General features: G+C 54.1%; 12 protein-coding genes and 1 tRNA gene. 11 read left to right on the top strand and 2 right to left on the bottom strand.

The annotated features are described in order from the left end of the window. Positions 1-227: 227 nt before the first annotated feature. A complete protein-coding gene (locus QET40_RS08250) occupies positions 228-431 on the top strand; it encodes a hypothetical protein (RefSeq protein WP_280126695.1) in 204 nt (67 codons plus the stop codon). Between the two features lie 37 nt (positions 432-468). Here QET40_RS08250 and dinB read toward each other — a convergent pair whose 3' ends face one another. Both dinB and QET40_RS08240 read right to left on the bottom strand, forming a co-directional pair. Next, complete coding sequence (dinB, locus tag QET40_RS08245; protein ID WP_280126694.1) at positions 469-1,563, bottom strand: DNA polymerase IV; 1,095 nt, start codon at positions 1,561-1,563, stop codon at positions 469-471. A gap of 86 nt (positions 1,564-1,649) precedes the next feature. Next, positions 1,650-1,724: transfer RNA gene (locus QET40_RS08240), tRNA-Arg, on the bottom strand. Positions 1,725-2,077: 353 nt separating this feature from the next. Between QET40_RS08240 and pyrF the strand changes: the two genes are divergently transcribed. From pyrF to panB, 10 genes are all read left to right on the top strand, one after another. Next, the gene (gene pyrF / locus QET40_RS08235; protein WP_280126693.1) at positions 2,078-2,857 is read left to right on the top strand and encodes an orotidine-5'-phosphate decarboxylase; all 780 of its coding nucleotides are present in this window, start codon (positions 2,078-2,080) and stop codon (positions 2,855-2,857) included. 139 nt (positions 2,858-2,996) lie between these two features. Beyond that, entirely contained in the window at positions 2,997-3,119 is a 123-nt protein-coding gene (locus QET40_RS08230) for a hypothetical protein (RefSeq protein ID WP_280126692.1), read from the top strand. Positions 3,120-3,201: 82 nt separating this feature from the next. Next, on the top strand, positions 3,202-4,431 hold the full coding sequence (locus QET40_RS08225) for an RtcB family protein (protein WP_280126691.1): 1,230 nt from the start codon (positions 3,202-3,204) through the stop codon (positions 4,429-4,431). 77 nt (positions 4,432-4,508) lie between these two features. Then, positions 4,509-5,558, top strand: a complete 1,050-nt coding sequence (locus tag QET40_RS08220) for a quinone-dependent dihydroorotate dehydrogenase (protein ID WP_280126690.1) — start codon at positions 4,509-4,511, stop codon at positions 5,556-5,558. A gap of 13 nt (positions 5,559-5,571) precedes the next feature. Next, a complete protein-coding gene (gene dnaE / locus QET40_RS08215) occupies positions 5,572-9,042 on the top strand; it encodes a DNA polymerase III subunit alpha (RefSeq protein WP_280126689.1) in 3,471 nt (1,156 codons plus the stop codon). Between the two features lie 14 nt (positions 9,043-9,056). Beyond that, positions 9,057-9,446, top strand: a complete 390-nt coding sequence (locus tag QET40_RS08210) for a hypothetical protein (protein WP_280126688.1) — start codon at positions 9,057-9,059, stop codon at positions 9,444-9,446. 39 nt (positions 9,447-9,485) lie between these two features. Beyond that, positions 9,486-10,367: a 4-hydroxy-tetrahydrodipicolinate synthase gene (dapA, locus tag QET40_RS08205; protein WP_280126687.1), complete on the top strand. Its 882-nt coding sequence runs from the start codon at positions 9,486-9,488 to the stop codon at positions 10,365-10,367. Positions 10,368-10,374: 7 nt separating this feature from the next. Then, on the top strand, positions 10,375-11,115 hold the full coding sequence (gene dapB, locus QET40_RS08200) for a 4-hydroxy-tetrahydrodipicolinate reductase (RefSeq protein ID WP_280126686.1): 741 nt from the start codon (positions 10,375-10,377) through the stop codon (positions 11,113-11,115). A gap of 19 nt (positions 11,116-11,134) precedes the next feature. Further along, entirely contained in the window at positions 11,135-11,641 is a 507-nt protein-coding gene (gene folK / locus QET40_RS08195; RefSeq protein ID WP_280126685.1) for a 2-amino-4-hydroxy-6-hydroxymethyldihydropteridine diphosphokinase, read from the top strand. A gap of 35 nt (positions 11,642-11,676) precedes the next feature. Next, positions 11,677-12,462: a 3-methyl-2-oxobutanoate hydroxymethyltransferase gene (panB, locus tag QET40_RS08190; protein ID WP_280126684.1), complete on the top strand. Its 786-nt coding sequence runs from the start codon at positions 11,677-11,679 to the stop codon at positions 12,460-12,462. Positions 12,463-12,470 lie beyond the last annotated feature (8 nt).

The following is a 12,470-nucleotide window of genomic DNA, read 5'->3' as shown; positions in this document are numbered from 1 at the left end:
ATCCCATCTCAAGGTTCCACATGGGTTCACATTAAGGGGAAAGTCCCCATGGCTATCGCACAAAAAACGCAAACAACTCTGATCAAGGGATTCCGGCTCGACAGGCCTCTCCAATCGGGTCCATTTTCATTATCTAAGGCAAAAAAATACAGACGGAATATCCGATTGAAATACCCATATCCGGTGTTTCTATCGACATTACCTCTTCGCAAGTTGTTCCAATACAAATGAAAATTTCCAATAAAGAACTCGACCTTCCCTCGGGAACCTGGACCGCAAATAAGAAAAATACCTATTGCCAAAACATCTATTTGCCACATTCCTTCGATAAAAGTACTCCTCTCGATCTCGAAATCAGCTACTGGACACCTCAAATCATCAACGTACCCATCGACTTCACCATCACGCTTGGCAACGCCACACCCCAGTAGGAGGGCAAACGAGAATTGCTCAAGCAAAAGCGACGCATCAATACTCCCCGAAGTCCAGCCAAAGTTGCTCCCAATCCTCCCCGTTCCTATCATCCACAGGATTGGAAACCGATAACCCGAGCAAACGGAACGGACGAGTTCCCGTCTCCAGGCCGTCCAGCAGTTGATGTGCCAAAGGAAGAATATCTTCATACCCCATCAGGCAATCCGTCACCGTCATACAACGAGTCCGCTGCGTAAAATCCGGGAACTTCACCTTGATCGTCAGAGTATTGCCGCGAAACATCGAACGCTCCAGCCTCTTGGTCAATTCCCGGGCCACCTGAAGCAACTCCCTGTGACGGGCAGTATCCGCCGTCACATCCTCCGGAAACGTATGTTCACAACCGACAGACTTCCGCACGCGAACCGCCTCCACCGGACGATCATCAATCCCCCGGGCACATTTGTAATACAGCACCCCGGCCTTGCCGAATTGACGAATCAGGAAATCGAGATCCCGTTCCCTTAAATCCCGTCCATTCGTAATCGACAACGCATGCATCCGCGATGCCGTCGCCTTCCCCACCCCCCAAAACATCTCAATCGGCAACTGGTCAATAAAAGCCTGGGCACGTGATGGATGAATCGTGAACAAACCGTCAGGTTTCCTGAAATCAGAAGCAATCTTAGCCAGGAACTTATTGTACGATACTCCGGCGGAAGCAGTCAGATTCAACTCTTCGGCAATCTCCGCCTTGATCCGGCGGGCAATATCCACAGCAAGCTCAATCCCCGGCTTGTTGAGCGTCACATCCAGAAACGCTTCATCCAGCGACAAAGGCTCCACCACATCCGTATAGCGGTAGAAAATCTCGCGAATCTGTCGGGAAACCGCCTTATAAACATCCATCCGGCCTTCGACAAAAATCAAATGCGGACACAGTCTCATCGCACTCATCGACGGCATAGCCGACCGTACTCCGAACTTTCGTGCCTCATAACTCGCCGTCGACACAACGCTACGCGCGCCTTCGCGTCCCACGGCAATAGGCTTCCCCCGATACTCGGGAAAATCCCTCTGCTCGATCGACGCATAAAAAGCATCCATATCGATGTGAATAATCTTTCTCTGTTCTTCAGGCTCGTCCATACACAGAGCATCTCGTCCCGAGAGCCTCTCCCTCAATTACGACACAACCAACCCCAAACGTCAATCAACCATCGCATTTATGATCTTGGTAGGCCCGGGGGGAATCGAACCCTCATCTTCGGTACCGGAAACCGACGTCCTATCCATTGAACGACGAGCCCACGAAAGCGCAAAAGCGATGCGAGTACCATAAAAATTAGGAGGTCCGGTGCAAGACTTTTCAACGCCATCGCTCAAAATGAATCAGCAAACGGAGAATCCATGCGCAGGAGCGATGCCGTTATCTTTTCATCGTATAGAACTCCTCAATGAGACCATGAAGGTTCGTATTACGGAAGGTGCCGGCTGCGGTATCACGCATGTTCTTACAGTAATTCTTTCCCAAACGGATGACGGAACTCCCGACAACGTATGAGATGGCTCCCGGCACAAGTCTACCTCAGACTCAACTTTTATCTCTGGACATCAATGGGGCTTGCCTGTCATCCCCCTCCTGTGATTCTATAAGTGCCATATGAAGTTCTCTGAAAAGCTTGCCTCACGCATCCGCGACACTCGCTCCGCCCTGTGCGTCGGTCTCGACCCGCGTCCCGAATCGGACGGAGTCGGACAAATTCCTTCTTTCCTTCGCCAAGTCATTGAAGAAACAGCCCCCTATGCCGCTGCCTTCAAACCCAATATCGCCTATTTCGAAGCCATGGGGCTGGCCGGACTTGAAATGCTGGAATCCCTGCTGGCCGATATGCCTCGGGAAATCCCCATCGTCCTCGACGTCAAGCGCGGCGATATTGGAGAAACCCAGAAATATTACGCCCAGGCCTATTTCGAACGCCTGAATGTCGATGCCGTCACCCTCAGCCCCTTCATGGGATACGACACTCTTGCCCCCTTTCTCGACTACGAAGGCAAGGGCGTCTATCTCCTTACTGTCACATCCAACCCCGGTTCCGCCGATATTGAACGCCAACAGCTGGCAGATGGCCGTAAAGTCTATGAACTTGTCGGCGACATGGTGAGCCGTTCGATTGCCGAAGGTCGCAAAACCGATGTCGGCATGGTGGTTGGCCTCACGAACGCCAACAGCGAAATCCTTACCCGGACGCCGGATGCCCCGCTGTTGATTCCCGGCCTCGGCGCCCAGGGAGGCAATCTCTCCAGCCTCACAGGAGCCGGTCGTACGGCACCTCCTCTGATCAATGTCTCCCGCGGTATTCTTTACCGGGATATGGATAAGAGCTTCGCCCAAAAAGCAGCCGCCTACGCTGAAGACATCCGCAAAGCACTCGGGTACTAATCGTCCCCCGAGAAAGCATTCTTGACTCTAGAGTCAAGTTACTTGCAAAAACACCCGGTTTACATTTCCCGAAATATGGTAGGATAGCTCCAGTTGCTCGAAACAGGCAACCTCATCCTCTCACTCGGATACAGAATTCATGAAGAACATGTTCCCCAGCCTCTCCTGTTCCCAAGAAGTCCTACGGGCTTCACTGGGCATGGGCATGTCCGAACCGATTCCGGCCCGGTTTGAAGAACTGCCTGTACAGCATCATCCATAACAATCGAATACCATATTCAAATAAACTCTGGGCCGGACATTGCAGATGCGATGTCCGGCCTTTTTTCAACCATGAAAAAAACATGATGGACAACGTTAAAATATTTACTGACAACGTCGACGAACTGGCGAAGAAACAAATTGCCAGACTGGGACAGGTTCCTGCGTTCACGAACAGCAAGATCCGTATCATGCCCGATGTTCACGCCGGAGTCGGATGCGTCATCGGTTTTACGGCCAATCTAGGCGACAAGGTGATTCCCAACATCGTCGGAGTCGATATCGGCTGCGGCATGTATACTGTCCGCCTCGGGAAGAAACTACCCGATTTTTCGGAACTCGACCGCATTATTCGCGAACGGGTTCCTTCGGGAAGCGACACTCATGAGAATCAAAAGATCGGTTTCCCTGAATTCGACGGCCTGAAGTGTTTTGACTCTTTGCACTACCAGGAGAGGTTGCTCAAGAGTCTAGGAACCCTGGGTGGAGGCAATCACTTTATCGAATTGGATGTCGCCGGGGACGGTACTGCCTATCTGGTAATCCATACGGGAAGCCGCAACCTCGGCAAGCAGGTGGCGGATCTTTATCAGAACGAGGCTATCGAACGCCATAGAACTTCCTATAGAACAACCGACACATGCCTTAAAATAATCGAAAAATACAGGGCAAACGGCCGCCAGTCCGAAATCCAGACTGCGATCGCACGCATCAAGAGGGAAGCTGAAGAACTCCACCCCGATATTCCCCCCGAACTCTGTTATCTGGAAGGTGAAGCCCGCGAACGTTACCTGCACGACATGCGCATCTGCCAGCATTTTGCTACGGTTAATCGCGAAATTATCGCCCGTGAAATTATGGAAGGCCTGCATTTGGCTCCGGAAGATGCATTCCACACCATCCACAACTACATCGACCACGATTCCGGAATCGTCCGCAAAGGCGCCATTTCCGCCCGTAAGAATGAACGCCTCCTCATCCCCATCAACATGAGAGACGGCGCCATCCTCGGAACCGGCAAAGGCAATGATGACTGGAACCAGTCCGCACCGCATGGTGCCGGTCGCATCATGAGCCGTACCGTGGCGCGGAAGACACTCGATATCGACGATTTCCGCACATCCATGAAGGGTATCTATTCTACCTCCATCTCGGAAGAGACCCTGGACGAGGCCCCCATGGTATACAAGGGAATCGAGGAAATCCTCGGACTGATCAGCGATACGGTCGATGTCCGGGACATCATCCGGCCCGTGTACAATTTCAAGGCCCAGGAGAACGGAACTCCTTTTTGGAAAAAGGAGAGAAAATGACGACGGCACCGCGCGGGAAGTCCCATGACATTCCCTTCCTTGACCCGGTGTAGCGGCTTTGTTACACTCCCCGCGCAGTGCATCCCATTCTCTATCATACAGCCAGAAAGTGTCTCTTCCGCCTCAATGCGGAAACCGCCCATGAAGTAACTCTGGTCGGATTGCGCATCGCAGAAAAACTGGGTATCCTGGCCACTCTCGCTGGAGAATTCCCGGAAGATCCCGTTGAAATTCTAGGGTTGAAATTCCCCAATCGCGTCGGTTTGGCTGCCGGAATGGATAAGGAAGCCGACACAATCGACGCTTTCGGCAGACTTGGTTTCGGATTTGTGGAAGTCGGCACACTGACGCCGCGCCCCCAACCGGGCAACGACAAACCCCGCCTGTTCCGTCTCATTCCAAACCGTGCTATTATTAACCGCATGGGATTCAATAACTCCGGCATCGACTCCGGCGTTGAACACGTTAAAAAAGCCGAATACAAAGGGGTCATCGGCATCAACATCGGCAAGAACAAAATCACACCCAATGAAGACGCCGCCATGGATTACCTTGCCTGTCTGAGTGCGGCCTGGCCAGTCGCCGACTACATTGCCGTCAATTTTTCCTCTCCGAACACACCAGGCCTGCGCGATCTGCAACAGGCGGATTCCGCAGCAAGCCTCCTGGCCTCCCTCAAGGCAGAAGCATCCAACCTCTGCCAGGAAACGGGGCGCAACGTTCCTCTCTTCATGAAAGTGGCACCTGATCTGACGGACAGTCAAATCACGGAACTCAGCCACGTGTTCCTTGATGAAGGTCTGGACGGACTCATCGCCACCAATACCACACTCGCACGCACCGGAGTAGAAGAACACCGCTGGAGCAACCAGGCAGGAGGCCTTTCCGGCGCGCCTCTCACCCGCCGTTCCACGGAAGTCATCCAGGCTTTTGCCGCTGAACTCGGAGGAAAGATACCGATCATCGGCGTAGGAGGTATTATGTGTGCCCAAGATGCCGTCGATAAGATCAAGGCCGGAGCCAGTCTCGTCCAGCTCTACACGGGGTTCGTCTACAACGGTCCCCCCCTGATCGTCGATTGTGTCCGGGCCATGCGCGAACAATGTCCGGTAATGACAGCCCACTAACGGTCAGCCAGCCATGGGAACAACTCTGGAAAACTCGTTCGTCCACTTGCACGTCCATACGGAATTCTCCCTTCTGGACGGTCTCATTCTGACGAATGAAATGTGCAATTTCTGTTCCGAATCCGGCATGCCGGCCATTGCCATGACGGATCATGGCAACATGTTCGGCACCATTGAGTTTTACCAAAATGCCACCAAGGCGAAGATCAAACCCATCATCGGCTGTGAAATCTATCTGGCGCCCTTCTCCCTTCAGGATAAAAAACGCTATCCCGGACGCCGCAATGCGACCCATCTGGTACTTCTTGCCGAAAATGACCTCGGCTATCACAACCTCGCCAAAATTGTCACGCGCGGCAATCTGGAAGGCATGTATTACAAGCCTCGCGTCGATTTAGAAACCCTGGAGGAATTTCACGAAGGCATTATCTGCCTGAGCGGTTGCGTCGCCGGCCCCATCAACGAATGGCTTCTACTGGACGACTACCAGAAGGCCAGTGAAATGACGGCTCGCCTTGCCGGTATTTTCGGCAAGGACAATTTCTTCATCGAACTTCAGGATCACGGTATTGCCGAGGAAAAAAAGGTCTTCCCTCAACTCATCAAACTCGCACGGGAGCACAACCTTCCGATCGTCGCTACCAACGACGCACACTTCCTGACACGGGACGACCACGAAGCACATGATGTTCATATCTGCATCGGCATGGGTAAAATGCTCGCGGATCCCACTCGCATGCGCTATTCTCCGGAAGTCTATCTCAAATCCCCTGAAGAAATGAGGGAACTCTTCAAGGATTATCCCGAAGCCTGCGACAACACTCTCCGTATCGCCGAACGCTGCAACGTTACGATCAAACTGGATTCCACCGCCACGGATAAGTATCCTCAGTTCGCCACTCCGGACGGTTCCCCCCGGGAAGAATACCTCCGCAAGGTCTGCGAGGAAGGTCTTGTCATGCGCTACGGTCAGGAACGCGTAGACAACGACCCCGCCCTGAAGGAACGTCTCGACTACGAACTGGGTATTATTAATTCTCTCCGTTTTGCTTCCTACTTCCTCATTACCGCCGACTTCATCAACTGGGCCAAGGAACACGATATCCCCGTGGGACCGGGCCGCGGTTCCGCCGCCGGTTCTATCGTAGCCTATGCGATGAAGATCACGGATATCGACCCTCTCCGCTTCGGTTTGATCTTTGAACGCTTCCTGAATCCGGAACGCGTCAGTCCTCCCGACGTCGATATCGACTTCTGCCAGGCACGGCGCCAGGAAGTCATCGAATACGTTCGCCGAAAGTACGGAGAACGTTCCGTCTCCAATATCATCACCTATGGCACCATGGGCGCCAAGTCGGTCATCCGCGACGTAGCTCGCGTCATGGATATCCCGTACGGCGAGGCAGACCGCATTTCCAAAATCATCGAACCCGGTCCGGGAGTCACCCTCAAGAAGGAATACGAAAGCAAGGAAGAGCTGCGGGCCCTGATCGAAAGTAACGAAACCTACATGGAACTCTGGAAATATGCCACCCGGCTGGAAGGCAAGGTGCGCAATGTCGGCGTCCATGCAGCCGGTGTCGTCATCGGCGACTGTCCCCTTGACGAACACGTCCCGCTGACGCGGGATAATGAAGGAGGCGTCGTCACTCAATACGACATGGGAGCCGTTACCGAGGTCGGTCTGCTGAAGATGGACTTCCTCGGCCTCAAAACTATGACGATGATCAACGACTGCGTCAAATACATCCGCATGGTCGAAGATCCCGAATTCGACATCTACAAGGTTCCCCTCGACGACAAACCTACTCTCGACCTCCTCAACCGAGGTGATACGATGGGCGTCTTCCAGCTTGAATCGAGCGGATTCGTCGAAACTTGTAAACGCTACGGCATCCAGAAGATTGAGGATATCATCGACCTCCTGGCATTGTACCGCCCCGGCGCCATGCAGTTCATGGACGACATGATCAATGTCAAGAAAGGCGTCAAGGAGGCGGAATATGAACACCCTCTCCTTGAAAAGGTCTGTTCGGAAACATACGGCATCATGATCTACCAGGAACAAGTTCAGAATGCCGCCAAACTCCTCGCTGGCTACACGCTCGGGGGCGCTGACCTTCTCCGCCGAGCCATGGGTAAAAAAGACCCGGCAAAAATGGCGAAAGAACGAGCACACTTCATCGAAGGCTGCGAAAAAACCAATGGGATCGAACCCGAACTGGCCGGCAAGATCTTCGACAAGATTGAAAAATTCGCCGGATACGGTTTCAACAAATCGCATTCGGCCTGTTACGGACACATCTCCTACTGGACGGCCTACCTAAAAGCCAACCACCCCGTCGAATTCATTGCAGGATTGCTGTCCAACGAAATGAATAACACGGACAAACTGGGAGTCTTCATTACGGAAGCCAACAAAATGGGCATAGAGGTCCTTCCGCCCAATATCAACCATTCCCAGATCAAGTTCGCCCCGGAACAACTGCCCTCCGGCAAATGGGCCGTACGTTACGGTCTGGCCGCCATCAAAAATGTCGGGGGCGGAGCCATGGAACAGCTAATTGAGGAGCGTAGCCAGAACGGTCCCTTTCAAAGTATGGAGGACGTCTGCAACCGATTGGACTCCAAAAGCGTCAACAAGAAAATTCTGGAATCCCTCATCCGAGCAGGCGCCCTGGACTGGACACATGAGCCGCGCCGCGCCCTTTTCGACCGGGTGGATCTAGCCTTGAGCGGCGCCTCCTCCCTGCATAAAGACCGCGCCATCGGCCAGGGTTCCCTGTTCGACATGGCTTTCGAAGCACCGCCCCCCGCAAAAAAACAAATCCTGGCAGACTGGCCCAAGACACAAAAGATGACCGATGAAAAAGAACTCCTCGGCTACTACTTTTGCGGGCATCCCCTGGATTCCATGCGCGGTGTCATCGACGCCGACCGCTATACGAAAATCGGACTTCTGGACGACCTCGAAACCGAAGACTTGCAGAGGTCCCACCAAATGGCCGGTATGGTTCGGGCTCTCGTCCCCAAAATGAGCAAAGCCGGACGCAAGTTCGCAATCATGATGCTGGAAGACTTCACCGGAGTCACGGAAGTCCTCGTCTGGGGAGACACTTACGATAAAATGATGGCTGCCGACCCGCCTGTCGAGACAGGCGGCTTCATCAAGGCCCGCGTCCGTATCAGCCTGGATGACCGCTCCGGAAGTAAACGAGTATCCGCCAACGCAGTCATACCGATCAGCGGGCGCAAGCGTTCCCTCAGCGACTCCGGCCCATTGAACGTCATTATGTCCCCCACTCGCCACGATTACGGCGATCTGGAAAACCTCCGGGACATCCTCACGCGCTACCCCGGTTCTTCCCCCGTCATTCTGACCGTCAAAGACACCCTCGGACACCTGGCCCAACTGGAACTCGGGGAACGCTTCCGCATCCGTAAATGTCCGGAACTGGATGCCGAACTCTCTATCTACAATTAACCGCTCCGCCTGCCATGTCTCCGTTCGCCTGCGGCAACATGATGGATTCCCTGCCGGACTTTCCTTTGTCAGACGAAGTGTTCACGACTCTTTGTCCAATCGGCAAGGGAAAGATAGAACGCATCGTCTCGGACGGGCAAGCATCTCCTGACGGATTCTGGTACGACCAGGACGAGGACGAGTGGATCATGGTCCTGGCGGGAGAGGCCGACCTGGAGTGGGAATCCCCTCCAATTATCCAGACACTGCGCCCACTGGACTGGGTCCTTATCCCGGCCCATACGCGCCACCGGGTATCCCGAACTCTTCCGCAAACTATCTGGCTAGCCGTCTGGGGAGAAAAAAGCGTTCCGGATACCGACCAATTTCCCGGAGATGACAAGGAGCCTGTCATTCAGTCGTGACAAGAAGGAGGGCTTTTGTTAAGGAGGAGCCGTAAACCCATGAAATTCCAAGGCCTTTATACTGCACTCGTAACTCCCTTTCGCGACGGCCGGGTCGATGAACCCGCTTTCGAAGCTCTCATTGAATCCCAAGTAGCTGCAGGCGTCGCAGGCATTGTTCCCGTAGGAACAACCGGAGAATCCCCCACCCTGTCCGTAACGGAACATCTGGAAGTCATCGATTCCGCCGTCCGCTATGCTGCCGGCCGTGTCCAGGTCATTGCCGGAGCCGGAGCCAACAGCACGACAGAAGCCATCGAACTGGTTAAGGAAGCGGAAAGCGTCGGAGTCGACGGCACTTTACAGGTCTGTCCCTATTACAACAAACCTTCCCAGGAAGGCGTCTATCGCCACTTCCGTACCATTGCCGAAGCATCCGAACTTCCCATGATGCTCTACAGTATCCCGGGGCGTTGCGGTATTGAAATCGCCGTCGAAACTGTAGCCCGCCTGGCCCGCGACTGCAAAAACATCCTTGCTGTTAAAGAAGCAGGCGGCAGCGTCGACCGCGTCAACCAGCTCATCCAGGCAGTACCGGATGGTTTTTCCATTCTCTGCGGAGACGACGGACTTTGCCTTCCCTTTATGTCTTGCGGTGCCTTGGGACTCGTCTCCGTGACATCAAATCTCGTCCCAGCCGCCATGAACAAACTGGTCAATGCCTGCTTGGAAGGCAACTACGGAGAAGCACTCTCCCTCCAGAAAAAGTACTACCCGTTGATGAAGACCCTGATGACTCTCGATGGCAACCCCGTTACCATCAAGGCAGCCATGGCCATCAAAGGCAGCATGACGGGTGAAATCCGCCTGCCTCTCGTTGAGCTGTCAGAGGACAAAAAGAAGATCCTCTCCGGTGTACTCTCCCAGTTCGAACTCAACTAATCCTCTCATGTTATCCATCCTCGTTACCGGCCTTACCGGCCGAATGGGTCAGGCAGTCAAAGCCGCCGTCGAACAAAATCCGGACACCCGTGTCGGCGGAACGCATGACATCGGCCAGGAATTGTCCGATTCTCTGCCTTCCTGCGATGCTATCATCGACTTTTCCCATCACACTTTTACCACGTGCATGCTGGAAAAAGCAGTCGCCTTCGGCAAAAACGTCGTCATCGGCACAACGGCTCACACTCCGGAAGAACGTGCCGCCATCGTGGAAGCGTCCAAGAAAATCCCGGTCGTGTTCGCCTCCAATTTTTCTGTCGGCGTCAACACTCTGTTCTGGTTGACCCGCAAGGCAGCCGGCATCCTCCAGGACGGCTTTGACATGGAAATTGTGGAAATGCATCACCACAACAAAATCGACGCTCCCTCCGGCACCGCCCGATCCCTCGCTGAAATCCTCTGTGACGTTACGGGAATGGACTATGAAAAAGACGTTTCCCATGGCCGCTTGGGCAACATCGGAGCCCGTCCGGAGCGGGAAATTGGCATGCATTCCCTGCGTGGGGGCGATGTGGTCGGAGACCATACAGTCATCTTTGCCGGCGACGGAGAACGCCTGGAACTGACGCATAAGGCCTCCAGCCGCATGACCTTCGCCCAGGGAGCAGTAAGGGCGGCTCTTTGGCTTCAGAACAAGCCAGCCGGTCTTTACGACATGGAAGACGTCCTGGGGCTGAAGAACATGTAATCTCTCCACCAAACTCATCATGAGAAGGGCCGGCATCGCTCTCGGCTCCAACTTGGGAGCCAAGGTAACTTCGTTGAAAACCGCACGCGACTTTTTCAGCGGAATAAATGTTCAAGGCAACTTGTTCCTTCAGTCCCGCTTGTACTCAACGGCTCCTGTCGGTTGTCCGGAAGGTTCCGAAGACTACGTCAATGCCGTTCTTGAATTCACATGGCCCGGTACGGCGGAAGAACTCCTGCTCCACTGTCAAGACATTGAACAAAAGCTGGGCAGGGTACGTTCCCACGTTCGCAATGAACCCCGTACCGCCGATGTCGATATCATCTATCTGGGGGATCTGCTCATCGCATCACCATCCCTCACCATCCCCCACCCCAGGGTGCACTGTCGCAAATTTGTCCTTTGTCCGCTGGCGGATATCCGGCCCGACCTCATCCTGCCGGGACAGGTTCTCACCGTCGTGGATTTACTCAACAATCTGGATACCGACGAGCCAGCCCCCATCCCCATGCAGGATGCCTGGTAAAGAACACTATACCAATAATACTTATGAACCAAGCCATGGAAAAAGCAGAAGCCATCCGCAACAGCAAAGGGGGAACCCCGTTGACGATGCTGACGGCTTACGACTACCCTACAGCCAAAATCCTTGATGCAGCCGGAGTTGACATGATCCTCGTCGGAGATTCCGTCGGAATGACTCTCCTCGGGTTTCCCGATACAACACACGTTACTCTCGCCCACATGGCCCATCATGTCGGAGCCGTCGCAAGGGGAACCAGCCGGGCTTTCCTCATCTGCGACTTGCCCATCAACACCTACACGACAGTAGAACAGGCTCTGGAAAGTGCCAGGACACTCGTCAAGGCCGGGGCGGAAGCAGTCAAACTGGAAGGCGGCGTAGCTATTGAAGCCCAAATCGCCGCCATCGTGGCAGACGGCATCCCCGTCGTTGCCCATGTCGGCCTCCTCCCTCAGAAGGTGTTGGAAGAAGGCGGCTACAAAATCAAAGGCAAAACCGACGACGAAATTACTGCCTTGATGGATGACATTGATGCAGTCAACCGCGCAGGGGCCTGCTGCTGCGTCGTGGAAGGGACCCGTCCCCATGCCGCACGGATGGCCACGGAGCGTTCCGTTATCCCAACCATCGCCATCGGTTCCGGCGAAGCCACATGCAACGGCAGTGTCGCCGTCATTACCGACCTGATAGGAGGTTTTCCATGGTTCGTCCCCGGATTTATCAAACCCAAGGGCAATGTTGCCGGCATCATTGAACAATGCGCCCGTGAGTGGATGTCTGAAATCCGCGCTTGGAAACTTCCCCAGGACAGCCTGCCCAGCTAACCCATCTC

Origin of the sequence: Akkermansia sp. N21169 (assembly GCF_029854675.1) — a bacterium.
Classification (GTDB): Bacteria; Verrucomicrobiota; Verrucomicrobiia; order Verrucomicrobiales; family Akkermansiaceae; genus Akkermansia.
The sequence above is the reverse complement of the archived record's forward strand: the minus strand, read 5'-3'. Positions and strand labels throughout refer to the sequence as shown.